General features: G+C 70.4%; 22 protein-coding genes. 14 read left to right on the top strand and 8 right to left on the bottom strand.

Going from position 1 to position 25,992, the window contains the following annotated elements; translation table 11 throughout:
• Nucleotides 1-53 precede the first annotated feature (53 nt).
• Nucleotides 54-1,157 (top strand): tRNA lysidine(34) synthetase TilS, encoded by a 1,104-nt coding sequence (tilS, locus tag ABZ552_RS18960; protein ID WP_281876979.1) that lies wholly within the window; start codon nt 54-56, stop codon nt 1,155-1,157.
• A gap of 1 nt (nt 1,158) precedes the next feature.
• Entirely contained in the window at nt 1,159-1,713 is a 555-nt protein-coding gene (gene hpt, locus ABZ552_RS18955) for a hypoxanthine phosphoribosyltransferase (RefSeq protein WP_040864524.1), read from the top strand.
• Between the two features lie 4 nt (nt 1,714-1,717).
• Here the strand turns inward: hpt and ABZ552_RS18950 are convergent, their stop codons facing one another.
• The 3 genes from ABZ552_RS18950 to ABZ552_RS18940 form a co-directional block, all read right to left on the bottom strand.
• Nucleotides 1,718-2,434, bottom strand: coding sequence for a cyclase family protein (locus ABZ552_RS18950; protein WP_281876980.1), 717 nt, complete (start codon nt 2,432-2,434; stop codon nt 1,718-1,720).
• A complete protein-coding gene (locus tag ABZ552_RS18945; protein WP_281880695.1) occupies nt 2,431-4,881 on the bottom strand; it encodes a protein kinase in 2,451 nt (816 codons plus the stop codon). Before ABZ552_RS18945 ends, ABZ552_RS18950 begins: the two co-directional genes overlap by 4 nt.
• Nucleotides 4,882-5,267: 386 nt before the next feature.
• On the bottom strand, nt 5,268-7,817 hold the full coding sequence (locus ABZ552_RS18940) for a serine/threonine-protein kinase (protein WP_281876981.1): 2,550 nt from the start codon (nt 7,815-7,817) through the stop codon (nt 5,268-5,270).
• A 229-nt stretch (nt 7,818-8,046) separates the two neighbouring features.
• Here ABZ552_RS18940 and ABZ552_RS18935 point away from each other — a divergent pair, with 229 nt between their 5' ends.
• Entirely contained in the window at nt 8,047-9,435 is a 1,389-nt protein-coding gene (locus ABZ552_RS18935) for an amidase family protein (RefSeq protein WP_357438620.1), read from the top strand.
• Here the strand turns inward: ABZ552_RS18935 and ABZ552_RS18930 are convergent.
• From ABZ552_RS18930 to ABZ552_RS18920, 3 genes are all read right to left on the bottom strand, one after another.
• On the bottom strand, nt 9,425-10,312 hold the full coding sequence (locus tag ABZ552_RS18930; protein WP_043718476.1) for a LysR family transcriptional regulator: 888 nt from the start codon (nt 10,310-10,312) through the stop codon (nt 9,425-9,427). The two genes, ABZ552_RS18935 and ABZ552_RS18930, sit on opposite strands and share 11 nt — an antisense overlap.
• Before the next feature lie 426 nt (nt 10,313-10,738).
• Nucleotides 10,739-11,572, bottom strand: coding sequence for an SDR family oxidoreductase (locus tag ABZ552_RS18925; RefSeq protein ID WP_281876985.1), 834 nt, complete (start codon nt 11,570-11,572; stop codon nt 10,739-10,741).
• Nucleotides 11,569-13,173 carry an aldehyde dehydrogenase family protein gene (locus ABZ552_RS18920; RefSeq protein ID WP_281876986.1) on the bottom strand — a complete coding sequence of 535 codons (1,605 nt, stop codon included), beginning with the start codon at nt 13,171-13,173 and terminating at the stop codon, nt 11,569-11,571. The genes ABZ552_RS18925 and ABZ552_RS18920 overlap by 4 nt, the downstream gene beginning before the upstream one ends.
• Before the next feature lie 173 nt (nt 13,174-13,346).
• Between ABZ552_RS18920 and ABZ552_RS18915 the strand changes: the two genes are divergently transcribed.
• Nucleotides 13,347-14,660 carry a helix-turn-helix domain-containing protein gene (locus ABZ552_RS18915; RefSeq protein ID WP_281876988.1) on the top strand — a complete coding sequence of 438 codons (1,314 nt, stop codon included), beginning with the start codon at nt 13,347-13,349 and terminating at the stop codon, nt 14,658-14,660.
• 15 nt (nt 14,661-14,675) lie between these two features.
• Here ABZ552_RS18915 and ABZ552_RS18910 read toward each other — a convergent pair whose 3' ends face one another.
• The gene (locus ABZ552_RS18910) at nt 14,676-14,942 is read right to left on the bottom strand and encodes a DUF2277 domain-containing protein (RefSeq protein ID WP_063022195.1); all 267 of its coding nucleotides are present in this window, start codon (nt 14,940-14,942) and stop codon (nt 14,676-14,678) included.
• Nucleotides 14,943-15,107: 165 nt separating this feature from the next.
• Between ABZ552_RS18910 and ABZ552_RS18905 the strand changes: the two genes are divergently transcribed.
• Complete coding sequence (locus ABZ552_RS18905; RefSeq protein ID WP_195088620.1) at nt 15,108-15,941, top strand: DUF1266 domain-containing protein; 834 nt, start codon at nt 15,108-15,110, stop codon at nt 15,939-15,941.
• Here ABZ552_RS18905 and ABZ552_RS18900 read toward each other — a convergent pair.
• Complete coding sequence (locus ABZ552_RS18900; RefSeq protein ID WP_281876989.1) at nt 15,921-16,865, bottom strand: hypothetical protein; 945 nt, start codon at nt 16,863-16,865, stop codon at nt 15,921-15,923. The genes ABZ552_RS18905 and ABZ552_RS18900 overlap by 21 nt on opposite strands.
• Nucleotides 16,866-17,224: 359 nt before the next feature.
• Here ABZ552_RS18900 and ftsH point away from each other — a divergent pair, with 359 nt between their 5' ends.
• The 9 genes from ftsH to panC all read left to right on the top strand — a co-directional run bounded on the left by ftsH (nt 17,225) and on the right by panC (nt 25,988).
• Nucleotides 17,225-19,612 (top strand): ATP-dependent zinc metalloprotease FtsH, encoded by a 2,388-nt coding sequence (gene ftsH, locus ABZ552_RS18895; protein WP_281876990.1) that lies wholly within the window; start codon nt 17,225-17,227, stop codon nt 19,610-19,612.
• Nucleotides 19,613-19,766: 154 nt separating this feature from the next.
• Nucleotides 19,767-20,372: a GTP cyclohydrolase I FolE gene (gene folE / locus ABZ552_RS18890; RefSeq protein WP_245676342.1), complete on the top strand. Its 606-nt coding sequence runs from the start codon at nt 19,767-19,769 to the stop codon at nt 20,370-20,372.
• A 173-nt stretch (nt 20,373-20,545) separates the two neighbouring features.
• Entirely contained in the window at nt 20,546-21,403 is an 858-nt protein-coding gene (folP, locus tag ABZ552_RS18885; protein ID WP_281880698.1) for a dihydropteroate synthase, read from the top strand.
• Complete coding sequence (folB, locus tag ABZ552_RS18880) at nt 21,400-21,837, top strand: dihydroneopterin aldolase (RefSeq protein ID WP_357438612.1); 438 nt, start codon at nt 21,400-21,402, stop codon at nt 21,835-21,837. The genes folP and folB overlap by 4 nt, the downstream gene beginning before the upstream one ends.
• A gap of 58 nt (nt 21,838-21,895) precedes the next feature.
• Nucleotides 21,896-22,432, top strand: coding sequence for a 2-amino-4-hydroxy-6-hydroxymethyldihydropteridine diphosphokinase (folK, locus tag ABZ552_RS18875; RefSeq protein WP_281876992.1), 537 nt, complete (start codon nt 21,896-21,898; stop codon nt 22,430-22,432).
• Nucleotides 22,429-22,905 (top strand): DUF3180 domain-containing protein, encoded by a 477-nt coding sequence (locus tag ABZ552_RS18870; RefSeq protein WP_281876993.1) that lies wholly within the window; start codon nt 22,429-22,431, stop codon nt 22,903-22,905. Before folK ends, ABZ552_RS18870 begins: the two co-directional genes overlap by 4 nt.
• 69 nt (nt 22,906-22,974) lie before the next feature.
• A complete protein-coding gene (locus ABZ552_RS18865) occupies nt 22,975-23,922 on the top strand; it encodes a DUF6779 domain-containing protein (RefSeq protein ID WP_281876994.1) in 948 nt (315 codons plus the stop codon).
• Between the two features lie 141 nt (nt 23,923-24,063).
• Complete coding sequence (locus ABZ552_RS18860) at nt 24,064-25,008, top strand: DUF2520 domain-containing protein (RefSeq protein ID WP_281876995.1); 945 nt, start codon at nt 24,064-24,066, stop codon at nt 25,006-25,008.
• Nucleotides 25,008-25,988 carry a pantoate--beta-alanine ligase gene (gene panC, locus ABZ552_RS18855; protein ID WP_281876997.1) on the top strand — a complete coding sequence of 327 codons (981 nt, stop codon included), beginning with the start codon at nt 25,008-25,010 and terminating at the stop codon, nt 25,986-25,988. Before ABZ552_RS18860 ends, panC begins: the two co-directional genes overlap by 1 nt.
• Nucleotides 25,989-25,992: the final 4 nt, after the last annotated feature.

Below are 25,992 nucleotides of genomic sequence, written 5' to 3'. Positions count from 1 at the left end.
TACCGGGCCCGGTGGTGGTTCGCCGCGAGCGGTCGGGCCGGTAGGCTGCGCCCATGGGGCGTGCGCCAGGAACGACACCCGGGCGCTCATCCGCGCCCGCCACAGGCCCCGCCCGGTTGCCCGAGACCGCTGCCGTGCTCGCCGTCCGCCGGGCGGTCCGCGACTGGCTGGGCAGGTTCGGGCCGCGCGAGACCGACGAGCAGGCGGTGGCGGTCGCGTTGTCCGGTGGCGCTGATTCGCTGGCCCTCACCGCGGCGGCGGTAGTGGAGATGAACGCGGTGGACGCGCTGGTGGTCGATCATCGCCTGCAGCCCGGGTCCGGCGCGGTCGCCGCCGAGGCGGCGGCGCAGGCGCTGGCGCTCGGCTGCCGGTCCGCGCGCGTGCTCGCGGTCCAGGTCGGCACCGCGGGCGGCTTGGAAGCCGCCGCTCGCCGGGCCCGCTACGCCGCGTTGGACTCGGCGCGCTCGGGCTTGCCGGTGCTGCTCGGTCACACCCTCGACGACCAGGCCGAAACGGTGTTGCTGGGCCTCGCGCGGGGCTCCGGTGGCCGCTCGATCCAAGGGATGGCCGCCTGTGCCGAGCCGTGGGGACGGCCGTTGCTCGGCGTGCGCCGGGAAACCACCCGGCAGATGTGCGCCGACCTGGGCGTGACGCCGCACGACGATCCGCACAACGCGGCGCCGGAGTTCACCAGGGTCCGGCTGCGCACCGAGGCGCTGCCGCTGTTGGAGCAGATCCTCGGCGGTGGCGTGGCCCCCGCGCTGGCGCGCACGGCCGAGCAGCTGCGCGAGGACGGCGCGGTGCTGGACGTGCTCGCCGCCGACCTGCGGCACACCGCCGGTGATGGGCAGGCGCTGGTGATCGAGACCCTCGCCACTGCGCCCGCCGCCCTCCGCAAACGGGCGATCCGGGCATGGCTGCTGGACAACGGGGCGAAAGCCCTGACCACGAAGCATTTACAGGCAGTCGACGAACTGGTTACCGCTTGGCGCGGGCAGGGCGGCGTCGCGGTCGGCGGAGGAAGGCCGGGTAGCAGGTTGGTCGCCGGGCGTGAACATGGCAGGCTGACACTGCGGCTGGACGAGGACGGCATCGGATCGATGACGCAGACCGAACCGGCCCAACGGGCTCACCACCACGGAAGGGAATCCAGCTGACGTGTACGGGGATGACATCGCGTCGGTGCTGATCACCGAGGAACAGATCGCCGCCAAGACCCAGGAGCTGGCCGAACTCATCGCCAAGCGGTATCCCCCGGACGCTCCCGAGGGCGATCTGCTGCTGGTGGGTGTGCTCAAGGGCGCCATCTTCTTCATGACCGACCTGGCCAAGGCGCTGCCGATCCCCACCCAGATGGAATTCATGGCCGTCTCGTCCTACGGGTCGTCGACCTCGTCCTCGGGTGTCGTGCGCATCATGAAGGACCTGGACAAGGACATCGCGGGCCGCAACGTCCTGATCGTCGAGGACATCATCGACTCCGGGCTCACGCTGTCCTGGCTCAAGCGGAACCTGTCCACCCGCAACCCGGCTTCGCTCGAGGTGGTCACCCTGCTACGCAAGCCCGACGCGTTACGCACGCCCGTGGAGGTCGCGCACGTCGGCTTCGACATCCCGAACGAATTCGTCGTGGGTTACGGCCTCGACTACGCGGAGCGCTACCGCGACCTGCCCTACATCGGCACCTTGGATCCCAAGGTCTACGGCGGCTGAGGCGTCAGCCGGGCAGGATGCCGAAAATCGTTGCCGGGGAGCCGGAACCGCCGCGATAGAGCGGTCCGCCGACCAGCACCCATGCCCCGCTCGCGGGCAGCGCGGCCAGGTTCGCCATGCATTCCAAGCTGATCCGGCGTTCGCCGTAGAGCAGCTTGGACACCTCGTACGTCTGGTCGGTACCCACATCCGGACCGAACGTGTCGATGCCGAGCGCGCCACGGCGGCCGAGCCTGCCGCTGCGCAGCAGCCATTCCACCGTCTCCACCGCGAAACCGGGCTGACGACCGGCCGATTCGCCCGTGCCGATGAACTCCGGTGTACCCCATTTGGCGTCCCAGCCGGTCCAGGCGATCACCGCCGCTCCGTCCGGGATCCGGCCGTGTCCGGCCTCCCAGCGCGTCAGATCGTCCACCGTGATCGCGTAGTCGCGATCGGTCGCGCAGCGGTGCCGGACATCGATCTTCACCGCGGGCAGCAGCAGGTCGTCCGGGTCCAGTTCGTGCGCGGCCAGTCCGTCGGCGCGGAAATGGATCGGTGCGCCCCAATGGGTTCCGGTGTGCTCGCCTTGCCGGATGTAGCGCAGGTAATAGCCGTGATCGGCGATCGTGGCCACCACGTCGGTGCCGAACTCGGGGTCCTCCGGGTACAGCGGCGTGGTGGCCGGGTCGTGGACGTGCGACAGATTCACCAACCGTCCCAGCGGGCGCGGCGTGGTCATCGAGTCCGCTGCGGGATCGCCCTGGCCAGCGCGAGCAGATCTGCTTCGAGGATGCGGAACAGCCGATAGGTCAGCACGAATGCCAGGATGCCACCCACACTCAGCACGCGCACCGGAACGATCACCAACTCCAGGTCGGCGGCGTCGACGAAGGTCGCGCTCGCCACGCCGAGCAGCGGAACCGACGCCGCGACACCCAGATAGAAGTTGCCGCGCCGGGCCAGCGCGCGCAACTGGCGTTCGTCGTCGGGCCCGATGCCGCCGCGCACCAGCAGTTGTGGATAGATCGAGCGCACCGCGTAGACCATGATCGGGAAGAACGGATAGGCCAGTGCGATGGCCGCGCACACCACCTGGGCGGCGAAGAAATGCAGAAAGGTCCCGCGCGGCAGGTCGACGCCGGAGAAAGCCAGTCCCAGCGGCCAGATGATGCCGGCCACCAGCCAGAAGCCGAAAGGTATCCACACCGCCCAGTCGCCCATCAGCAGGGTGTCGCGGCGCGCTTTCGCGAGCGTGCGCGCCGAATACCCGCGGCCGTGGCCGAGGCGGTAGGCGATGGCGAGCGGCCGCCGGGTCATGAACAACAGCAGCAGCGCGGCGACCGGGAAGGCGACGACATTGTTGATCAATCCGACCGTCGCGAACTTCTCCTGGTCTGCGGCCGACATCCGGTCGATGATCAGGGCCTGGTTCAGCTGGATGTTGTAGAAGCTGGCCAGCACGTTGGGCACGCCGACGCACAGCGCCGCGACGGGGAGCAGCCAGCCCCGGGCCCGGTGCGCGAGGCTGCGGGGCGGGGGATCGACCAGATCACGCGCGCGGGTGTCCAGGCACAGGTCGAGCTGTGCCGCGAGTTCCGCGCCGCCGCGCCAGCGGCGTTCGGGGGCCGCGTGCAGGCAGTCCAGCAGCACGCGGCGCAGCGCGGCGGGGGTGTCTTCCGGCAGACGCGCGAGTGCCGCAGGCGAGACACCGTCGCGGCGCACCGCGAGCATCGCCGCGTACGTCTCGGCGCCGGGCCCGTCCTCCGCGAGGGGCGGATCGTCGAAGGGAGTCGCGCCTGTCAGCATTTCCCACAGCAGCACGCCGAGGGAGTAGACGTCGCTGGTGTCGCCGGGGACCGGCGCGCCGGGATCGAGATAGGCGGCCAGTTGTTCCGGGGATCGGTAGACCAGCGCGTCGGGCGCGCCGGGCCCGCGCGGCGGGGGAACGCGCGCCGCCGACTCGCCGAGGGCGAAATCGGCGAGTTTCGGAATGCCCTCCGCGGTGAACAGCACGTTCGCCGGCTTGATGTCGTGGTGCAGCACGCCCTGGTGGGCGGCGTAATCCAGGGCGTCGGCCAGCCGCCTGCCCACCCACGCCACGGTCTCCGGCCAGCTCAGCCGGGCGATTTCGGAGCGCACGCTGGAATCCGCGGGCCGGATCTCACCCTTGGCCTCCATGGCGCTGTCCACCGCGCGCAACAGCAGGGCGCCGCCATCGGACACCGGGCCGCGACGGCGTTGTTCGAGAAGACCGACCGCCGTGCCGCCGGGAAGGTACTGCATGTAGACCAGGCGCGGGAGGACGGTCGTCCGGGGCTCCGGCGCGAGGGCCGTCCCGGAGCGCGCGGACGTGACGTCGTCCGGGGGACCCGCGATGGTCGCGTCCGGATCGACCGATCGTTCGGTCACCGCTGTGTCGGGGTGCGCGAGCACCGCCGCGCCGGTTTCGGCCGATCGCCCGGGGTCGGGCGTTCGGGGACGGCGAGAGGGAAGCGAAGGGGATCTGTCGGGCTCGGCGACGATGGTCTCGTCATCGATGGTTTCCCCCGCGACGACCGTCGCCTCGTCCGGGACTGACGGGTGGGTAACGGTCGCGCCGTGGCTTTCGGCGACGCGCGGGCGAGCCTCCTCGTCGCCGGGGCGGTTGGTCGTCCCGTTAGGACGGTTTTCCGCAGCGGTCTCGTCGTCGCTGGGGCGGCTCGGCGTCCGGAGGGGTGACGCCGCCGCGACGGTGGCTTCGAGGTCGAAGAGGGTGTCGTCATCGCCGGGGCGGCCTGCGGTCCGGGCGGGCGGGGCGGCGACGGTGGCGTCGAGATCGAACGACTCGGCGGCCGAGGCGTCGAGGTCGGTGGGCGGCGCAGCGATGGTGACGTCCGCGTCGGTGGCCACGCTCTGGCCCCCGTTCGCGGGGGTCGCGGCCATTGTGCGGGTAGGCGCGGCATCGGCGCCGAGCACCCGCTGATCGAAGACGCGCACGATGTGGGCGTGATCGAGCTGGGCCATCGTGCGCGGTGCGCCCGCCCGGCCCGCCGAGAACCGCACGGCGACCAGCCGTTGCATGGAACGCTGCCTGGCCAGGAAGACGCGGCCGAGCAGCCCGGAGCCGAGGTCGGTGAGCAGATCGAAGTCATCGATCCGGTGGCCGGGCGCGAGGTCGGCGAGCGCGGCGAGGGTTTCGCCCGGCATGTCGTCGACGTCGTCGTCGGAATCGGCGAAGTCGGCGAGGATCTCACCGGCCGCGCCCGCGAGGTCCGGGTAGTCGCCGAGGAAATCCGCCAGCGGCAGCTGTCCGCGCCGGCGGCGGACCAGGAATTCTTCGCACACGAGATCGACCAGCTCGGGGCTGTCGTCCACCTCCGGGAATTCCGCGCGGTATTCCGCGACTCGCTTGCCGAGTCCTTCGCGTTCCCAGCGCCGTCGCAGATCCACCCGGATCAGGTCGATGAGTACGGCCAAGCGAGCCTGCGTGCCATCGGGCACGTAGTCACGGATCTGCGGCGGTAACCGGTCGCTGTGAAGGCTGCGCTGCCAGTCGGCGGTGAACCGGGCGACGGCATCGGTGCGCGGGAAACTCACGTGCCGGACTCCGCGACGGTCGTGGTCGCTCGGACGGACCTGGCCTCGGCGGCCCCGGTTTCGGCGGATTCGGGATCGACCACCCGCTCCAGCGCTCGCAGATCCGCTTCGAGCGCACGGAACAGCAAATAGGTGCCCACGAACGCGATTATGCCGCCCACGCACAGCAGCCGGACCGCGAAGATCACCGACGGAATATCGGAGGGCGGTAGGAAGGTCACTCCGGCGACCGCGAGCAACGGCACCGACGCGGCGACCGCGAGGTAACCGTTGCAACGCCGGTCCAGGCCGCGCAGCCACACCGCGTCCTCCGGGCTGATGTCCCCGTGCCGGAGGAACAGCGGATAGATGCACCGCACCATGTAGAAGGTCAGCAGGAAGAAGGGATAGGCGACCGCGATCGCACCGCACACCACCAGTGAGGAGAAGAAGTGGACCACGGCGCGGGTCGCTATGTCTCCGGTCGACACCTGAAGCGCGATCGGGAAGATCAGCCCGGCCAGCACCCATAGCGAGAAGGCCACGACCACGGCCCTATCGCCCATCAGCAGCGCGTCCTTTCTGGCGCGCTGGAGGGTGTCCGGGTCGTATCGTCGTCCTTTGCGCAGACCACGCGGCACGGTCAGGACGTATCTCGCCATGTACAGCACGACCGCGATGCCGGCCGGGAAGAAGATCGCGTTGACCACGCCGGTGATGATCAGGAAGGTCTGCTGGGCGTCCTCGGTCATCCGGCTGATGATCAGGTGCTGGTTGTGCTGGATGTTGTACAGCGACGCGAGCACATTCGGCAGCGCCACCGCCAGCAGCGCGACCGGCACGATGTACGGGCGCAGCCGCCGCCGCCAGCTTTTCGGCGGGGGGTCGACAAGGTCGCGCGCGCGCTCGTCCAGGCACATTTCCAGCTGCCTGGCCAGGATCGCACCGCTGGACCAGCGGTCGGTCCGCTCCGGCGCGAGACAGGTCAGCAGCACTCGGCACAAGGCGGCCGGGCAGTCGGGCGGAACCCGGCGCAGCGCGACTTCGTCCACGCCGGTGCTGCGCCGCTCCAGCATGGCCTCGAGCGTGGTGTCGTCGCCTTGCTCGCCCGCGCCCGCCGTCCGGTCGTCGAACGGCTTCGCGCCGGTGAGCAGCTCCCACAGCACCACGCCCAGCGAATAGATGTCGGCGCGGGTGTCCAGGTCGGCGGCGCTGCGGCCGAAGCTCGGGTGGCAGGCCTCCAGCTGTTCCGGCGACATGTAGGCCAGTGAGCCGCCGAAATAGGCGACCGGGCTGGTGCCCTCCACGTTGCGGCTGAAGCTGATGTTGAAGTCCGCCAGTTTCGGCACGCCCTCGGCGGTGAGCAGGACGTTGGCCGGTTTCACGTCGCGGTGCAGCACGCCGTGCGAGGACGCGTAGTCCAGCGCCTCGGCCAGCCTGCGGCCCAGCCAGGCCACCGTCTCCGGCCAGCTCAGCCGGGCGAGTTCGGCGCGCACGCTGGAGTCGGTCGGCCGGATCTCGCCCTTCTCCTCCATGGCCGCGTCCACGGCGTCGAGCAGGAGCCTGCCGCTGCGCTCGGCGGGCGGGGTCGCGCGCACCCAGCGCAGCACGCCAAGCAGCGTGCCGCCGGGGAGGAACTGCATGTAGAGCAGCCGCAGCCGGCGTGCGGCGCCCTCGGCGTCGTCGAGCAGCCGCTGGTCGAAGACCCGCACGATGTAGTCGTGGTCCAGCTGCGCCAGCGTCTGCGGTTCGGTGCCGTGGTCGCTGGAGATCTTGACCGCGACCAGCCGCTGCAGCGAACGCTGCCGGGCGAGGAAGACCCGGGCGAACGCACCGCTGCCCAGACCGGTCAGCAGATCGAAGTCATCGATCTGCTGACCGATCTCGATGCGGTCGAGCGGGTCGGGCCGGCTCGGTCCGGTGCCGATCGTCGTGGGCACGGCGGTCGCCGTACCCGTCAGATCGGCGGCGGTCGTTCTGGTCACCTCGGAATCACGAGCGGACTCGGCGGTTCGGTTCAATGCGGTGTCGTCGAAATCCGCGCCGGTGTGCGCGAGGGCGGTCCGGGTGGCGTCCTCTCCAGGCGCGCGGCGGGTGCTCTGGTCGACCTCGTCGGCGTTCAGCAGCTCGCGCAATTCCTCGGCCTGACGTGGGTATTCGCGTAGGCATTCGCGCGGATCGACCCGCTCGCCGCTCTGGCGGCGGATGACGAACTCCTCGTACACCAGACCGGCCGGAATATCGTCGGAAACGAGTTCGGGAAATTCGGCGCAGTAATCGGCCAGGCGCATGCGCGCGGCAGGCTGCGTCGCGTCGCTCGTGATCGCCCGGCGGCGATGCAGCCAACGATTGCGCAGGTCGACGCGGATCAGCTCGAGCAGCGCCTCGCGGCGCAAGGTGCTGGCGTCGGGCAGGTATTCGGCGATGACCGGCGGGCGCCGGGTCGATTTCCAAGCCGCGGAGAACGCCGCCACCGCGTCGGATTCGGCGCGCGACAGATCACCACTCCTGGCACGGGTGGAAACACCCGTGTCGGATTCGGAACTTCTCTCAGAGTTCGCACTCATGTCGGGACCTATGGCTCGGCGGACGCCGCAGAATCCGCATCGGTCGTTGCCGGATGGGCCGAAAAATTCTCGCCACACCCGACACCATCATCCCCCGCGCCGTATTCGAAATGATAACTTGCGGCTCGACAGTGGATCACCCGATTTCGACAACGACGCGACGGGGGATGACCAGCACATGTCTGACGAGGCCGCAATCATGGCGGACAGCTCGAAAATCAATGAACCCATGCTCTCCCGGCCGTTCGGGACCGCTACCGAAACGCGGCCGGACAGTGCCCGGGACACCGAGGACGGTCTGGAACGCGGCCCGGCCGCGACGATCGCGGCGTGTGTACGCGACGGCCTGTTGCACCCCGGCCAAGTGGCGGCGGATGCCGGGACGCGGATCGCCGCGGCGGACCGGAACTGCCCGGCGTTCAGCGTGCTTCGCGCCGAACAGGCGATGGCCGAGTCGGCGAGCCTGACCGAACGCGACGACCTCGACGTGCTGCCCATGGCCGGTGTCCCGGTCGCGGTCGAACACGGCGTGCCCATCGCTGGCGAGCCGGTGCCGTGGGGGCCTGCGGCCGCCGCGGATCATCCGGTGGTGGCGCGGCTGCGCGCCGCCGGCGCGGTCGTCATGGGGCTGGTCGCGGCGCCCGAGCTGAGCCGATGGGCGACGAGCGAAGGCTCGGAGCGTGTCATCCGCAATCCCTGGAACCAAGGGCGCAACGCCGGTGGCGCGGCAGGCGCGGCCATCGCGGCCGGGCTGATCCCGGTGGCGCACGGCTGCGATGGCTTGGGTGCGGTGCGGGTGGCCGCCGCGTGCTGCGGCGTCTTCGGGATCAAGCCGGGGCAGCACATGGTGCCCGGCGCCGGCGCCTGGTCGGGCCTGGTCGAGAGCGGTGTTCTGGCAAGCAGTGTGGACGACGCGGCACTGGCGCTGTCGGTGCTGGCGGCGCGGCCGGACCTGGCCGAGGTGGATCCGCCCGGCCGACTACGCATCGCCCTGGCCGTGGACCCACCGTCTCGCTTGCTGCGCGTCGACCGGCATTGGACGGCCGCGGCCCGCAGAGCGGCCGCGGTGGCCGCGGCGGCGGGCCATGTGGTCGAACCGACCGTCCTACCGTACGGAAACGCACTGCTCGCGACATCCCTACGCTGGCTGGCCCTCGGTGCGCGCGATGCCCCCGAGCTACCCGAGCCCGACCAGCTATCCCGAAGAGCCCGCCGTCGACTGGCCCTCGGCCGCACGGTGCATCGGCTACGGCTCGCGCGCCCAGCCCAGATCGACCGGGTCGAGGCGCGACTACTGGAATTCTTCGAGCGTTACGACGTGGTGATCACTCCCACGCTCGCCGCCCCGCCACCCCCGGCGCGGGCCTGGCACTTCCGCAATCGGCCGGCCACCCTGCTCGCCGGCGCGCGATTCGCCCCCTTCACTCCGCTGTGGAATCTGGTCGGCTGGCCCGCCGCGTCCATCCCGATGGGCATGCATCCCGGATCGGAGACGCCGGTGGCCGCCCAGCTCGCCGGGCCGCCCGGCAGCGAGTCCACCCTGCTACGGCTGTCCGCGCAATTGGAGACCCGCTACCCCTGGCAGCGCACCGCACCCGAAGGCCGATTCAGACGCTGACCGGCGACTGCTGCGCCGCGAAGCCGCCTTCGACGGCACGACCGGCGAACTCGAGGATGGTCGGCCGGTTGTCGTCGGCTCGCCAGGCCACGGCGAGCTCGCACGGCGCGAGCCCCGACACGGGCCGCGCGGTCAGCCCCGGCCAGCGGTACATCGGCACGTTGTTCTCGGCGAGCAGGCACACGCCCAGACCGAGGCTCACGGCTTCCAGCTTGTCCTCGGCGGTCGCGGCCTCGGCGCCGATCTTCGGGGGCCGCCCGCCGCGTCCGTCGTTGCCGAGCCAGAAGTCGCGTACCGCACCGGCTTCGGTGGGCAGCGCGACGAACGGCTCGTCGAGCAGATCGGCGAACTCGATGGTCTCCGAGACGGCGAGCGGATGGTTCTCCGGGAGCAGCACCCAGCGCGGCTCGGTGCGCAGCACCTGCCACCGGTAACGGCTCTGGTCCGGCAGCGGGAGCCAGACCAGCGCGAGGTCGGCCTGCCTGCCCGCGAGCCCGCTGGAGGGATCCGTCCACGAGGCGGCGTGCAGCGCGAGGCGATGGCCGCTGGCGCTCTCCAGATCGCTGAGCAGCCCGCGCCCGAGCGCTGACTGGATGCCGACGCGCAGCACCTCGCCCGCTTCCTGCAGCGAGACGTTGGTGACCTCCCACAGCTCCAGGATCTTGCGAGCGCCTTCGAGCAGTTCCTTGCCCGCGACGGTCAGCGCGACGCTGCGCTGGTTGCGGTCGAACAGGACCACGTCGAGCTGACGTTCCAGCTGACGGATCTGACGCGACAGGGTGGGTTGAGCGATGTGCAGCCGCTGAGCGGCGTTGGTGAAGTGCAGTTCCTCAGCGACGGCGACGAAATACCGCAGGTCGCGCAAGTGCGGGTCCATAGCCCCTTGCTATCAGAATCAGTCCGGAATTTCCAGCCTTATCAGGCCGAAAAGTTCGGATACGGGTGCCGAAACAGTCGGCAGGTTTGTTAGGGACAGCATATTGCTTGTGATGATGCTCCGCATCAAGCGGTGGGCGAATTTTCGGCATGCGGCCAGCGCCAAGCGTGCGGCTGCTTGACTTGGGCACTTGACCAGCATGGATGACGCGGTTCGGGTGGTGGCGTCGGCGGAATACGGCCGCCCGGGCGCCGGTGGGATACGGCTGAGAATTTGCCGCTGACCGGCTATCCGATGTAAGCGAGAGCTCGCGTGATTTTCCTCACAAATCTGGTCGGGTGCGGCGCTCGTAACGTCTCCCCGGACACGACAAGGCGCCGCGGCCGAGACGACTCCCGGCCGCGGCGCCCCAGCGGTACCCCTCGCTCACGCCCCGCGGGCGCGCTCCTCGTAGGCCTTGCGCTTGTCGGCGTCGACGTCGTCGAGGAAGGCGCGCCCGGAGCCGAGCGCCCGCCCGATGCCGTCCCCGACCGCTTCCGGCAGCATGCCGACGAACTGGGAGATGAACCCGGCCACCGCGGTCACCCTGACCTTCGACTTCGGCGCGACGATCAGCTTCGCGACAGCGTCGGCGATCTCCTCCGGCTCGGCGGCGCGCAGCAGCTTCGGCGCGGTGACGCCGGAGCCCAGCTCGGTGTTGGTCAGCGTGGGCAGCACCGAGGAGAAGCGCAGGCCGGTGCCGCGATACTCCTCGCGCAGCGTGTCGGTGAATCCGAGCACCGCGTGCTTGCTGGCGTTGTAGGTGGCCAGGCCCGGGATGTGGGTCTCGCCGGCCAGCGAGGCGATGTTGATGATGTGCCCGCTGCCGCGCGGCAGCATCCGGCGCAGCGCCAGTTTGGAGCCCAGGATCACGCCGTAGACGTTGATGTCCAGGATGCGGCGGGTCAACGGGTCCGGCTCGTCGACCAGCCTGCCGGTCGGCATGATGCCCGCGTTGTTGATCAGCACGTCGATCGGGCCGAGGGCGCGCTCCACCTCGTCGAGAAAGCCGTCGAACGAGTCGTGATCGGTCACATCGAGCTTGCCGTACAGCTCGAAGCCGCGCGCCGTGCCCGACTCTTTGACGGTGGTCTCGTCGATGTCGCCGATCGCGATCTGCGCGCCGAGGGCCTGCAGCGCGGTCGCGGTGGCCAGCCCGATGCCGCGGGCGCCACCGGTGATGACGACCACCTTGCCGCGGATCTGCTTCGCGTCGGTCACTTGGCGTCTCCCTTCAGTTTCAGCAGGGCGGGCAGATCGAGGCGGCGCAGACCGCGGGCGCCCGCCGCGCGCATCGCGCCGAGTGCGAACAGCAGCTTCGGCATCGAGTACGGGTACCAGAACAGTTCCTTCTGCTGGGTCGGCAGGATCGGCGTGGTGATCGCCTGCTGACGGCAGTACTTGCGCACGCCGTTCGCCCCGCCCCAGCGCGCGCCGACGCCGGACAGGCCCCAGCCGCCCATCGGCAACGCGTAACTGAACAGGTTGGCGAAGACGTCGTTGATGTTGACCGCACCCGCGTTCAGCTGCCGGGCGATCCGCTCGCCGCGCTCCTTGTCGCCGGTCCACACCGAGGCGGACAGTCCGTAGACGGAGTCGTTGGCCAGCCGGATCGCTTCGGACTCGTCGGCCACCTTCATCACCGGCAGCGTCGGGCCGAAGGTCTCCTCGGTCACGCAGGACATGGTGTGGTCGACGTCCACCAGCACGGTCGGCTCGAAGGCGGTGCCGAATCCGGCCCGCTTGCCGCCGGTGAGCACCTTGGCGCCCGCCGCGACCGCCTCCTCGACGTGACGTTGCACGATGGCCACCTGGTTCTCGTTGGCCAATGCGCCCACGTCGTATTTCGACTCGCGCCCGTCGAGGCCCTGGCGCAGCGCCTTGACATTGGCGGTGAGCTTGGCGACGAACTCGTCGTACACGGCCGCTTCGACGTACACCCGCTCCACCGAGATGCAGACCTGGCCGGAGTTGAACATGCCGCCGAAGGCGATGCCGTGCGCGGCGCGGTCGAGGTCGGCGTCGGCCAGGACGATGGCCGGGTCCTTGCCGCCGAGTTCCAGGCTGTAGGGCACCATCCGCTGCACGCAGGCGGCGGCGATCTTGCGGCCGGTCGCGGTGGAGCCGGTGAACTGGATGTAGTCGGCGTTGTCCACCACAGCCGCTCCCGTCGCGCCCGCGCCGGTGACCACCGCGAAGACCGGTGGAGCGCCGATCTCGGCCCAGCCCTTCGCCAATTCGAGCGCCGACAGCGGGGTCACCTCGGAGGGCTTGAGCAGCACGGCCGCTCCGGCGGCCAGCGCGGGAAACACGTCCATCACCGGCATGGCCAGCGGGAAATTCCACGGCGTGATGACGCCGACCACCGGATAGGGCCGGTATACCGTGGTCAGCCGTTTGACCCGGGCCAGCGGGCTGTGCGGCGACGGGTGGTCGTCGGCGAGGAACTTGGCCGCGCGGCGTGCGTAGTAGCCGATCAGGTCGGTCGCGAAACCGGGGTCGATCAGGGCGTCCACCCGGGGCTTGGCGGTCTCCGACTGCAGCACGGTGGCCAGGCGGTCGGTGTTGTCGATCAACCAGTCCTGGAACTTCAGCAGCCAGACTTTGCGTCCTTCGGGGCCGAGCGCCTCCCACTCCGGCTGGTACAGCCGCAGTTCGCGGACCTTGGCCGCGACCGCGTCCGCGGTCTCGTCCGGCACCGTGCCGACGACCTCGCCCGTGCCGGGATTGCGCACCTCGATGACGGCGGGGCCGTTCTTCTTCGCGGTCGTTTCGCGTGCCTGCGCCTTTTCGGCCGCGGGCGCTGGTTCGGTGTTGGTCACTGCTGTTCTCCCACTGACGTCGTGATGAACCGCGGTCTGCTGACTGCTGTGAGGCAGGCCACTGAACTATGATCGTGACACAATCCGGACAGAGTTTCTTGGCCCAAGTTGTCAAGGAAAACAGGCGATTTTGTTTCCTTGAACCAAAGGACGCCGAGCCGAAGGAGAGGGCGATGACGGTTGGGCCTTCGCCGGGCGCCGCGGCCCGGCCGAGCCCGGCGCCGGACGAGGTGCGCGACTGGCTCGCCGAGTACGTCTACGAGACCACCCGCGCCGAGGCGCTGGAGCGGATCGTCACCCGGCTCGACGACGTGATCATCGCGCGCATCCCCGAACTCGCCGATCGCGATATGCGCCGCGATCTCGCGGCCAGCACCAGGGCGCACGCCAGGATCGTGCTCAGCCGCCTGGCCAGCGACGCCTTCGAGTTCTCGCTGCCGGAGGAAGCGCACGCGTTCGCGCGCAGCGTGGCCCGGCGCGGCTTCGAGCTGCGGTTGTTGCTGCGGGTCTACCACGTGGGCATGGAGGCGGTGCTCGACTACATGACCGAAGTCGTCGAGCAGCGCCGGACCACGCCGGAACTCGAGCGCGTCGTCCTGCTGCGGCTGTTCGAGCGGGCCACCAAGTGGATCAGCACCTCGGTCGAACTGCTCACCGACACCTACATGGAGGAGCGCGAACAGGTGCTGCGCGCCGCGCTCAACCGGCGCGCCGAGACCGTCCGCGCCTTGCTGGACGGCGACGACGTGGACATCGAGCAGGCGTCGCTGCGGCTCGGCTACCGGCTCGCCCAGCAGCACCTCGCCTTCGTGCTGTGGACCGACGAGCCGACCGGCGAGCCCGCGGGCGCGGACGCGGAGGCGACCGGCTTGCTGGACCGGGTCGCGGCGCGGCTGGCCGCGGCACTCGGCAGCGCGCGGGTGCTCACCGTCCCGTCCGGCGCCAGCGCCATGTGGGCGTGGGCCGGCTCGGACGACGGGGAACACGGCGCCGAACTGGCGGCGCCGGGCGAAGTGGAGCGGCTGGCCGCGGCGCAGGTGGAGGCGCCGGTGCGGGTGGCGTTCGGCGTGCCCGCCGGGGGGATCGCGGGCTTCCGCCGCAGTCACCGCGAGGCGGTCGCCGCGCGGCAGGTCGCCGAGCGCGCGCCCGCGGGCGGCCCACGGGTCACCGGGTATCGAGCGGTGGAGATCGCCTATCTGGCCGGCGCGGACGAAGCGGCCATGCGCGGGTTGGTGGAGCGGGAACTGGGCGCGCTGGCGGCCAGGGACGCGAACGCCGCGCGCCTGCGCGAGACGCTGCACGCCTATCTGCGCAGTCAGCGCAGCCCGGAGGCCACGGCGAAAGTGCTCGGGGTACACAAGAACACGGTCCGCTACCGCGTGCAGCGGATCGAACAACTACTGGGATATCCGATCGAAGAGCGCGGCTTGCCGCTGGAGATCGCGCTGGTGTGCGTCGCCGTCTACGGCGCCGACGCCCTGCCCTGAACCCCGCGGCCCGGGTTACTCGCCCGCCATGGCCTCGCGCGCGGCGATCCGGCGCAGCGGTGGCTCGGTGGTCGGCGCCACTCTGCGATCGGGTAACTCGGCGAGCAAGGTGGTGGTCGCCTCTGCGATGGCCGCGACGGCCTTGTCGACGGCCGATTTGGTGGTCGAGCTCAGGCCGGACACGCCACCGACCTTGCGCACGTACTGCAGTGCGGCGGCATAGATCTCCTGCTCGGTTGCGGCAGGTTCCAGACCACGCAGGACGGTGATGTTTCTACACATGCGAGAACACTAGCTCCAGATCACGACCTGCGTGCGGGCAAGAAGCAAGCGCGACCGAAATCGATTCGCCCGGCGGACGCGCCATCGGGCCGCGCGGCGGACCAACATGGGCGGCCATCGGCGAATCCCGCGCGTCCCCAGCGCGGGATGGGGAACAATCGGGACATGTCTGCGCGCGGTGTACCCACCTTGACGACCTTTCCGTACGCGGAGCTGGACGAGCGGGAGGAAGACCATTGGTCCGGCGCCGCGGTATCCGACGACGAACTGCGGGCACTCGCGCTCGGAGCCTTCTACTCGGCGCGCTGGGACGCCTTCCACGACGCGCTGCTGCTCGGTCCGGAACGCGCCCATCCGCTCGGCGATCGGCGTGAACTGGCCATCGACACGCTCACCGGCGCGTGGGGCATCACCGACGGCACCGAGGCGCAGGCGTCGATGGAGCAGTTGCTCGACGGCATGCACGCACCGCTCTACGCCCTGGTGCACCCGCTGGTGACGGCGTCGATCAACGCCAGTGAGCGCGATCGCTTCGGGGAACGGGCCGATCGGCACCGGGCGTTCCTGCGGCAGGTCGGCGCGTTCCGGGGGATGGACAATCCCGAGGCGCTGGTGCGCGACTACGACATCTGGTCGCAAGCGATCAAGATCGGGTTCACCGATCATCTGGCCCGTCCGCTGCCCAGCGACATCCACGCCTGGGACCTGGCCAGGGTGGTCGCGGTGGCCAGGATGGCCTACACCGCCGGGTACCTCGACGCCGACGTGGCCTGGAGCTATCTGGCGCGCGCCCTGCCGCTGGCGCAGAGCAAGTACCGCAATTGGCGCCAGTTCGGCGACGCCTACCTCACCGGCTGGACCTACTGGCAGGCCTGCGAGGACCTGGCCGAGTTGAAGAACGGCGGCGTCGACCGCCGCAAGGAGTTGCTGCGGCTGTGGCTGCGCCCGACCAGCCCGTGGCGGCGGATCGCGCTGAACTCAGCTCCCGTCGGGGAGTGAGCGCAGGATCCCGCGGCCGTAGCGCTGGAACTGCGCGTCGTCGACCATGCCGAGGGAGTGCCGCTCGACCAGCAGCTCCCACTCCGAATACAACTGGGCCACACCGGGATCGGCGGAGCCTGCGGCGCCGTCGGCGGATTCTCGGCGCACCGCGAAGTTCAGCGCGCAGGTGACCCGCTCGGTATCGGCGCGGTCGGCGCCGGCGAAATGCAGCGTGCGGCTGCCGTCGTGCACCTCGATGCCGGTCGCGCCGCGCCCTGGACCGATCTCGCCGCGGCCCGCGGTGGGCGTGTCGGTGACGCGAGCCCACACCACGACCGGAATCGGGAGTTCGTGCGCGTAGCGGCCGTCGCCGATCGCGATGAACAGCAGCCGCGTCGTCGTCGCGGCGAGCAGGCCGGAGCCGTTGCCCGCGGGCGGCTGCGCGGCCACCACGGCGGTCTCCAGGACGTACTCGTCCGGCGTCACGTAACGATGCAGAGCCGCTATCGCCTGCTTCGCCTCGCGGCGCGGCGACATCCGGCGCGTCGCCCGCTCCACGTCCGCGCGAACGGGCCCGCCACGCCCCCAGGTGGGCGCGGGCGGGCGCAGATCCGGCGCCGCCACGTCGATGCGCTGGGTGGCCATGATGTGCGCGTTGATCCGGTCGACGATCTCGGTGGCCGCGGGGACGTCGTGCTCGGCGATGATGACCGGAAGGGGGGTGCGGTCCGCGGGCACGCCGGTGAGCACAGGCGTCGGGTAACGCAGATAGATCTCGATGACGACCGCGTCGTCCGCGCGCCGGTTCAGCCGGACCTTCAGCAGGTCGGAGACCGGGACATCGAGCACGCGTTCGCCGTCGGAGCCGGGCCGCAGGACGATCAACCTGCCGCGGCCGTGTCGCAGTATCGCTGTGGGTGTCCGTAACTCGACTATGTCCATACCCCCTGCGCTCGTGTCTGATGCGGCGCTCCCGGGGCCTTTCGTGGTGTGCGAGCTACCGCTTGCGTTGCCCGTCGCTCGCGCCGCGAGGTTGTGTCGTCGCTCACGATAGGCCGAACATGCCATGATTGTTGCCACTTGGAGGAAGCCGGACCGGGGACATCGGGAACCACCGTCGGCCCCCGGCCGTTTACCTCATTAACTGCACCTGCAGCCGAACTGCGCGATGTATCGAGTAGACCGTACGCGGTAACGTGGCTTGTCCGCATCCGAACCCCCGCGGAACCGGACGCGCCAGACGCATCGCTAGGCAAGAACCGGAGACACCGGAAAGGACTGGCCGCCCCGGCCGACGCTCTATGAACCGCAAGACTGTGTTTCGCACCCTGGCCATAGTCTCGGGCATCTTGCTCGTGATCTATGCGTTCAGCTACTTCGGCAACGACACGCGGGGCTGGAAGAGCGTCGATACCTCGGTTGCCCTCAGCCAGCTCGAGAACAAGAGCAACGTGCAGAACGTCCAGATCGATGATCGCGAGCAGCAGCTGCGCATCGAGCTGAAGGACGGCAACGACGCCACCGGCGGGCAGAACAGGATCATCGCGAAGTATCCGGGCGGCAGCGAGACCTCCGCCCAGATCTTCTCGGCCGTGAAGAACTCCGGCGCCCCCTACAACACCGTCGTCAAGCAGGAGAGCTGGTTCACCCAGATCCTGCTGTTCGTGCTGCCGATGGTCATCCTGCTCGGCCTGTTCATCTTCGTGATGGCCCGGATGCAGGGCGGCGGCCGCGGCGGCATGATGGGCTTCGGCAAGTCGAAGGCCAAGCAGCTGTCCAAGGACATGCCGAAGACCACGTTCGCCGACGTGGCCGGAGCCGACGAGGCGGTCGAGGAACTCTACGAGATCAAAGACTTCCTGCAGAACCCGGTCCGCTACCAGGCCCTCGGCGCCAAGATCCCCAAGGGCGTCCTGCTCTACGGCCCGCCCGGCACCGGTAAGACCCTGCTGGCCCGTGCCGTCGCGGGCGAGGCCGGTGTGCCGTTCTTCACCATCTCCGGTTCGGACTTCGTGGAGATGTTCGTCGGCGTCGGCGCCTCCCGCGTGCGCGACCTGTTCGAGCAGGCCAAGCAGAACAGCCCCTGCATCATCTTCGTCGACGAGATCGACGCGGTCGGCCGCCAGCGCGGCGCGGGCCTCGGCGGCGGTCACGACGAGCGCGAGCAGACCCTCAACCAGCTGCTGGTCGAGATGGACGGCTTCGGCGACCGTACCGGCATCATCCTGATCGCCGCGACCAACCGCCCCGACATCCTGGACCCGGCGCTGCTGCGTCCCGGCCGGTTCGACCGCCAGATCCCGGTGGGCAACCCGGACCTCGCCGGTCGCCGCGCCATCCTGCGGGTGCACTCGCAGGGCAAGCCGATCTCCCCGGACGCCGACCTGGACGGCCTGGCCAAGCGCACCGTCGGCATGTCCGGCGCCGACCTGGCCAACGTGATCAACGAGGCCGCGCTGCTCACCGCCCGCGAGAACGGCGCGGTGATCACCGGTGAATCGCTGGAGGAGTCGGTCGATCGGGTGATCGGCGGTCCGCGCCGCAAGAGCCGGATCATCAGCGAGCACGAGAAGAAGATCACCGCCTATCACGAGGGCGGTCACACCCTGGCCGCCTGGGCGATGCCGGACATCGAGCCGGTCTACAAGGTCACCATCCTGGCGCGCGGGCGCACCGGCGGTCACGCCATGACGGTGCCCGAGGACGACAAGGGCCTGATGACCCGCTCGGAGATGATCGCCCGCCTGGTCATGGCCATGGGCGGCCGCGCGGCCGAGGAACTGGTGTTCCACGAGCCGACCACCGGCGCGTCCTCCGATATCGACCAGGCCACCAAGATCGCGCGCGCGATGGTCACCGAGTACGGCATGAGCGCCCGGCTCGGCGCGGTCCGCTACGGCCAGGAGCAGGGCGACCCGTTCCTGGGCCGCTCGATGGGCATGGGTTCGGACTACTCGCACGAGGTGGCCGGCGCGATCGACGAGGAGGTGCGCAACCTCATCGAGGCCGCGCACACCGAGGCGTGGGCGATCCTCAACGAGTACCGCGACGTGCTCGACGACCTCGCCACCGCGCTGCTGGAGCGGGAGACCCTGCACCGCAAGGATCTCGAGCAGATCCTCGCGTCGGTGCAGAAACGCCCGCGGATCACCGCGTTCAACGACTTCGGCGAGCGCGTCCCCTCGGACAAGCCGCCGGTGAAGACCCCGGGCGAGCTGGCCGCCGAGCGCGGCGAGTCGTGGCCGCCGGAGCCGGTGGCACAGCCGGTGGCCGCGTCGGCGCAGCGTGAGCCGCAGGCCGCCAACGGTTACCCGCCGCACGAGAGCGGATACGGCGCTGCGCCGCAGTACGCTCGCCCGCCCGCGCCCGGCTACCCGCTGCCGCAGGCGCCCGCTCCGGCCTATCCGCGCCAGGGCACGCACGGTTCGCGGCCCGATTACGGCGCTCCGGCCGGCTGGTCGGCTCCCGGCTGGCCCCCACGGGACGAGCCGCAGCAGGGGCAGTCCGGCTGGGGCGACCCGCAGCAACCGCGGCACGGCTACCAGCAGTGGGGCCCACAGGGTTCGCCCGAGGGCGGCTACGACCGGGACGGGTACGGCGATCGCGGTGGTTACGACGAGCCGCGCCGGGCCGATCCGCACGGTGAGGGCGACAACGGTGATTGGGATGGACCGAACGGTCGTCACTGATAGGTGACGATTAGGCTCGACCATCGGGGGGTGCCGAGAGATTGCCGGCGCCCCGGGAGTTTGGAGGTGTCCTCGATTGTCGCCGAACGAGCATGGCGGTGGTCACACCCTCGCCGAAGCGGACAGCGTTGACTACGACGGTGTCGATCTCGGGGTGACCGGCCCCGGCCTCGTCGCCCTGGAAACCGGCAGGTCGTTCGACCAGGCGCGGGCCGAGGCAGCGGTGCGCGAGTTGTTGATCGCCGTCGGCGAGGACCCGGATCGGCCCGGGCTGCTCGAGACGCCCGCCCGGGTCGCGCGCGCCTACCGGGAGACCTTCGCCGGGTTGTACGTGGAGCCGGACTCGGTGCTCAACACCACGTTCGACGAGGGCCATCAGGAACTCGTGCTGGTCCGGGACATCCCGATGTACTCCACCTGCGAGCACCACCTGGTGTCCTTCCACGGCGTCGCCCATGTGGGCTACATCCCGGGGCCGCACGGCCGGGTCACCGGACTGTCCAAACTCGCCCGGCTGGTCGACCTGTACGCCAAGCGCCCGCAAGTGCAGGAGCGGCTGACCAGCCAGATCGCCGACGCGGTGATGCGCAAGCTGGACCCGCGCGGCGCGATCGTGGTGGTCGAGGCCGAGCACCTCTGCATGGCGATGCGGGGTATCCGCAAACCGGGCGCCAGTACGACCACCTCCGCTGTGCGCGGGCTGCTGCAGTCCAACGCCGCCTCGCGCGCCGAGGCGCTCGATCTGATCCTGCGGAAGTGAGCGGGCCCGCGGTGTCCGAACCGAGTAGCCGAGGGCGCGCACCGACCGGAGCGACCACGGAGGGCACCGCCGCCGGAGCGACCGCGCCCACGGACAGGGCATCGACGACGGGCGAAGCAGGGGCCAGCCGGTTCGGCGACGTCCACGCCCGCGAGGGACGCTCCTGCGTGGTGATGGGCGTCGTGAACGTCACCAGCGATTCGTTCTCCGACGGCGGGCGATACCTCGATCCCGAGCTGGCCATCGCGCACGGGGTGCGGCTGCACGCCGCGGGCGCGGACATCATCGACGTCGGCGGCGAGTCGACCAGGCCGGGCGCGGTTCGCATCGACGCGGCGACCGAGGCCGCCCGAGTGGCGCCGGTCATCCGCGGACTGGTCGCGGAGGGCGTGCCGACCAGCGTGGACACCATGCGCGCCGCCGTGGCCGCCGCGGCGATCGAAGCCGGTGTCTCGGTGGTGAACGACGTCTCCGGCGGCCGCGCCGATCCCGGCATGGTGCGGGTGGTCGCGTCCGCGCGGGTCCCGTGGATTCTCATGCACTGGCGGGCGGGCGCGGACTACCGGCATACCGGACCGGCGGACCACTACGACGACGTGGTCGCGGAGGTGCTGTCGGAGCTGACCGTGCAGGTGGACCTGGCCGTCGCCGCAGGCGTCGATCCGTCCCGATTGCTCCTCGATCCCGGTCTGGGCTTCGCGAAGAACGCCGAGCACAACTGGGCCTTGCTCGGCGCGCTGCCCGAATTGGTCGCGCACGGGCTGCCGATTCTGATCGGCGCTTCGCGCAAGCGTTTCCTCGGTGCGTTGCTCGCCGACGAGGCGGGGCCGCGTCCACCGGACGGCCGGGAGACGGCCACCGCGACCATCTCGGCGCTGGCCGCGCTGCACGGCGCGTGGGGCGTGCGCGTGCACGACGTGCGTGCTTCGCTGGACGCGATCGCGGTCACCGACGCGTGGCAGAATGCCGCACGGCTGCGCGCCGCACAGCACGACACCGCCCGATCCAGTGCGCAAGGAGCTCAACGATGAGCCGGTCCCCGGTCCACGCCGAAGACGATGCACCGCCGCGTGATTCGGCGATCCGGCGCGGCGCCGACCGCATCGAGTTGCACGGCCTGCGCGCCTACGGGCACCACGGTGTGTTCGAGCACGAACGGCGCGATGGCCAAGAGTTCGTCGTCGACCTGACGGTCTGGGTGGATTTCGCCCTGGCCGCCGCGTCCGATGATCTCGCGGCGACCGTGGATTACGGCGCGCTGGCCGAGCGTGCGGTCCGCATCGTCCAAGGCGAGCCGCGCGACCTCATCGAAACCGTGGTGTCGGAGATCGCCGACGACGTGATGACCGATCCGCGGATCAGGTCGGTCGAGGTGGTGCTGCACAAGCCGTCCGCGCCGATTCCGCACTCGTTCGCCGACGTGCGGGTGATCACCTCGCGCCACCGGGAGGAGCCCGCCGGATGAGCGAGCTGGATTGCGGCGCGGCCTTTCCCGCCGTGCCGGGCGCCGCGGAGGCGCGCCGATGACCCGTGCCGTGCTATCCATCGGTTCCAATCTGGGTGACCGGCTCGCGCATCTGCGCAGTGTCCTGGACGGGTTCGGTCACCGTGTGCTGGCCGTCTCCGCCGTGTACTCCACCGCGCCTTGGGGTGGCGTCCAGCAAGGCGACTACCTGAACGCCGTTGTGCTGGTGGAGGATCCGGCCTTCGGCTGCGCCGAGTGGCTGCGTCGCGGCCAGGAGCTGGAGCAGGCCGCGGGGCGAGTTCGCGAAGTGCGCTGGGGCGCACGCACGCTCGACGTCGACGTGATCTGGTGCGCCGAGCTGCGCGACGGGGAACCGGTCGCGTGCCGCAGCGCGGATCCGGATCTGCTGCTGCCGCACCCGCAGGCGCATCGGCGCGCCTTCGTCCTGGTGCCGTGGCTGGACGTCGCGCCGGACGCGGTGCTGGAGGTCGACGGCGCACCACACGCCGTGACGGATCTGCTGGCGCGCCTGGATCCGGCCGAGCGCGCGGGAGTGCGCCGCACCGAGTACTCGCTGACGGGCGCGCCGTCATGAAACTGAAGCCGACGCGCATCCTCGATCTCGTGGCGAACCTGCTGATCGCCGCGATCGTCGCGTGGATCGCCACCCGGGTGGCCTACGACAGCTTCCCGCCGATCTCGATCTTCGCGGGCGCCTCGCTGTACCCGGTGGCCGCCATCGAGGCAGTGCTCGCGTTCGTCATCCGGGCGCGGGTCAACGACCACGAGATCGGCGACGGCCGCCACCAGTTGCATCCGATCACCGCGGCCCGCGCCGTCGCGCTGGCGAAGGCGTCGGCGCAGGTCGGTTCGATCGCCGCGGGCATCTGGCTCGGCTTCCTGTGCTGGGTCTTCCCCCAGCGCGGCACGCTGCGCGCCGCCGCCGCCGACAGCCCCGGCGCGATCGTCGGGATGCTGGCGGGTGTCGCTTTGGTTGCTGCGGCCCTGTGGCTGGAGTACTGCTGCCGGGCGCCGGAGGATCCGACCGATGATGCGGCAACTACTTAGCTAGTGGGACGAACGGAATCACAAAACGGAATCTGGGCGCGGCTCGAGCTATTGGCTACCCTGGCTGGCATGGTTTCACCCTCCCGTAGCAGCACTTCCCGTACCCGGCGGGACGATGCGGGAAAATTGTTCGTGGGCGTCCTCATCGTGCTCGGTCTGGTTGCCAGCGTTTTCCTGGTCTTCAGTAACAGCGTGGAGTTCGTACGGGTAGGTCTGGTCGCGGCGCTGTGGGCCGCGGCAATCGGCGCTCTGGCTGCGACGAAGTACCGCAAAGAGGCGACGATCGACAAGGCGAAGGTGCGCGATCTGCAGACCGTCTACGAGTTGCAGCTGGAGCGGGAGGTCACCGCGCGCCGCGAGTACGAGCTCGGCGTGGAGGCGCGGGTCCGCGAGGAAGTGGGAGCCGACGCGGCCGAACTCGCGGCCTTGCGCGCGGAACTCACCGTGCTGCGGCAGAGCCTGCAGCGGTTGTTCGACGGCGATCTGCCGATGGACCGACCGGCCCTGCGCGCCGACGCGACCCGGATCCAGGAGCTGACCAGCTCGGGCGCCGAATCCGGGAACAATAGCTCCGCGAATGCCGGAATGTGGTCGACGTTCGCCGACCAGCAACCGCGTAGCAGTATGACGCCGATTTTCGAGCCCGATCATCCTGAGCCGCCGATCTTCGCCAGCCCCTTCGACGACCCGGTGACCGCCGAGACCGCGGTCGTTTCCCTCGACGACGAGGCCGACCGGGCCGACGCGGAGCAGGCGCACCACGCCGAGCCGCGCGGCTGGGCCGACGCCTTCACCGAGACGGCGGACGAGCCACTGGACGAGCCGCCGACCCAGCCGGCCGTGCGGCCGCAGCCGAAGCCCGAACCGCCCCCACGGCCGGCCTCCGCCCCCGCCATGGGCACGCCCAGCGCGCGCAGGCGGCGCCGGGCCGAGAGCGACGACGAGACGCCGTCGCGCCGGCTCTCGGTAGCGGAGATCATGGCCAACTTGCAGTCCGAGGAGCGCGAACGCCGCTGATCCGGGGCCGGGCCCCGGCCCCGCACTGCGGCCTAGATCACGCGCGCACCCCGTGGCGGCGGTGAACCGCCTGCCGATATCCTCTTGGCGTACCGTCCGGTACCCGCATGGCGGGACTGGAACGACATCGAGAGGACAACGTTGACCTCGAGAAGCGTGAATTCCGACAACGCTGCTTCGGGCTACGACCCCGCGCCCGCACGCCTCACGGTGGGAATCGTCTCGGCGGGACGCGTGGGATCGGCATTGGGCGCCGCACTCGAGCGGGCCGGACATGTGGTGTTCGGCGTCTGCGCGATCTCCGACGCCTCGGTGCGCCGTGCCCGCACGCGGCTGCCCGATTCGGAGATCCTGCCGATCGAACAGGTGGCCGCCCGCAGCGAGCTGCTGCTGCTCGCCGTGCCCGACACCGAGCTCCCCGGTCTGGTTCGCGGCCTGGCCGGTGCGGGCGTGGTCCGGCCCGGCACCATCGTGGCGCACACCTCCGGCGCGAACGGCGTCGGCGTACTCGCCCCCCTGGCCGAGGCGGGCGCGCTTCCGCTGGCCATCCATCCGGCGATGACCTTCACCGGGCATGACGAGGACGTGACCCGGCTGGGCAACGCGTGCTTCGGCATCACCGCCGCCGACGAGGTGGGTTACGCCATCGCGCAGTCGCTGGTGATCGAGATGGGCGGTGAACCGGTCCGCGTGCCGGAGCAGAACCGGCCGCTCTATCACGCCGCGCTCGCGCACGGGAGCAATCACCTGGTCACGGTGATCGTCGACGCGGTGGCCGCGTTGCGCGCCGCGCTGTCCGGGCCCGGCCTGCTCGGTCAGCAGCTGGTCGACGACCAGCCCAACGGCTTGGCCGAGCGTCTGCTGGCCCCGCTGGCCTCGGCGGCGCTGGACAACGCGCTGCGTCGCGGCCAGTCGGCGCTGACCGGTCCGGTCGCCCGCGGGGACGCGGACGCGGTGGCCGCCCATCTGGACGCGTTGGCGTCGGTCGATGCCAGGTTGGCCGAGGCGTATCGCGCGTTGTCGCTGCGCACGGCTCAGCGGGCCGGTAGCGCCCCCGCCGTTATCGAGCTGCTGGAAGGACGCTGATGTTGGACCCGAAATTGCGCGGCGCCTACCGCCCCGGCACGCTGACCGTGCACCACGATCCCGCGGTGGTGAGCGCGGTGTCCGCCGCCCTGCGCGGCGTCGGCCGCACCGTCGCCCTGGTGCCGACCATGGGCGCGCTGCACGAGGGGCACTTGGAGATCGTGCGGCTGGCCAAGCGGACCAACCAGGTCGTCATCGTGTCGATCTTCGTCAACCCTCTCCAGTTCGGCGCGAACGAGGACCTGGACAAGTACCCGCGCACGCTGGACGCCGACGTCGAACTGTTGCGTGCGGAGGGCGTCGAGCTGGTGTTCGCGCCGAGCGTGGCCGACATGTATCCGGATGGTCCGCGCACCACCGTGCACCCCGGTCCATTGGGCGCGGAACTGGAGGGGGCCAGCCGCCCGACCCATTTCGCGGGCATGCTCACCGTGGTCGCCAAACTGCTGCAGATCGCGCGACCCACCGAAGCGTTCTTCGGTGAGAAGGACTATCAGCAGCTCACCTTGATCCGGCAGATGGTCCGCGACCTGAACTTCGACGTCCGGATCGCCCCGGTGGCCACCGTCCGTGAGCCCGACGGCCTCGCGCTGTCCTCGCGCAACCGCTATCTGGACCCGGTGCAGCGCGAAGCGGCGCTCGCACTGTCGGCCGCGCTGTCGGCGGGCAAGCACGCGGGCGGCCTCGGCGGCGACGCGGTGCTCGCGGCCGCCCGCCGAGTGCTCGATGCCGCGACCGGCGTGGACCTCGACTACTTGGAGCTGCGCTCGTCCACGTTGGGGCCCGCCCCGGCGACGGGCAACGCCAGACTGCTGATCGCGGCCCGGGTCGGCGCGACCCGGCTCATCGACAACATCGCCGTCACCCTGGGCGCTCCGATCGACGGCCATCCCAACGTCTCCGGTTCGCGGTCCGCCGTGGACTTCTCCCAGCCTGTCCCGGCGGTGTCGGACCCCGCCTCGTTTCCCTCCGCGAACTAGAAAG

The organism is Nocardia sp. NPDC019219 (assembly GCF_040632645.1).
GTDB lineage: Bacteria > Actinomycetota > Actinomycetes > Mycobacteriales > Mycobacteriaceae > Nocardia > Nocardia sputorum.
Note: the sequence above shows the minus strand (reverse complement) of the source record. Positions and strands in the feature narration are given on the sequence as shown.

Excerpts from the sequence above, each read along its gene's own strand:
- tilS (WP_281876979.1), top strand. The coding sequence starts at position 54 with ATGGGGCGTGCGCCAGGAACGACACCCGGGCGCTCATCCGCGCCCGCC.
- ABZ552_RS18950 (WP_281876980.1), bottom strand. The coding sequence starts at position 2,434 with ATGACCACGCCGCGCCCGCTGGGACGGTTGGTGAATCTGTCGCACGTC.
- ABZ552_RS18945 (WP_281880695.1), bottom strand. The coding sequence starts at position 4,881 with ATGCCGGGCGAAACCCTCGCCGCGCTCGCCGACCTCGCGCCCGGCCAC.
- ABZ552_RS18940 (WP_281876981.1), bottom strand. The coding sequence starts at position 7,817 with ATGAGTGCGAACTCTGAGAGAAGTTCCGAATCCGACACGGGTGTTTCC.
- ABZ552_RS18935 (WP_357438620.1), top strand. The coding sequence starts at position 8,047 with ATGCTCTCCCGGCCGTTCGGGACCGCTACCGAAACGCGGCCGGACAGT.
- ABZ552_RS18930 (WP_043718476.1), bottom strand. The coding sequence starts at position 10,312 with ATGGACCCGCACTTGCGCGACCTGCGGTATTTCGTCGCCGTCGCTGAG.
- ABZ552_RS18915 (WP_281876988.1), top strand. The coding sequence starts at position 13,347 with ATGACGGTTGGGCCTTCGCCGGGCGCCGCGGCCCGGCCGAGCCCGGCG.
- ABZ552_RS18910 (WP_063022195.1), bottom strand. The coding sequence starts at position 14,942 with ATGTGTAGAAACATCACCGTCCTGCGTGGTCTGGAACCTGCCGCAACC.
- ABZ552_RS18905 (WP_195088620.1), top strand. The coding sequence starts at position 15,108 with ATGTCTGCGCGCGGTGTACCCACCTTGACGACCTTTCCGTACGCGGAG.
- ABZ552_RS18900 (WP_281876989.1), bottom strand. The coding sequence starts at position 16,865 with ATGGACATAGTCGAGTTACGGACACCCACAGCGATACTGCGACACGGC.
- ftsH (WP_281876990.1), top strand. The coding sequence starts at position 17,225 with ATGAACCGCAAGACTGTGTTTCGCACCCTGGCCATAGTCTCGGGCATC.
- folP (WP_281880698.1), top strand. The coding sequence starts at position 20,546 with ATGGGCGTCGTGAACGTCACCAGCGATTCGTTCTCCGACGGCGGGCGA.
- folB (WP_357438612.1), top strand. The coding sequence starts at position 21,400 with ATGAGCCGGTCCCCGGTCCACGCCGAAGACGATGCACCGCCGCGTGAT.
- folK (WP_281876992.1), top strand. The coding sequence starts at position 21,896 with ATGACCCGTGCCGTGCTATCCATCGGTTCCAATCTGGGTGACCGGCTC.
- ABZ552_RS18870 (WP_281876993.1), top strand. The coding sequence starts at position 22,429 with ATGAAACTGAAGCCGACGCGCATCCTCGATCTCGTGGCGAACCTGCTG.
- ABZ552_RS18865 (WP_281876994.1), top strand. The coding sequence starts at position 22,975 with ATGGTTTCACCCTCCCGTAGCAGCACTTCCCGTACCCGGCGGGACGAT.
- panC (WP_281876997.1), top strand. The coding sequence starts at position 25,008 with ATGTTGGACCCGAAATTGCGCGGCGCCTACCGCCCCGGCACGCTGACC.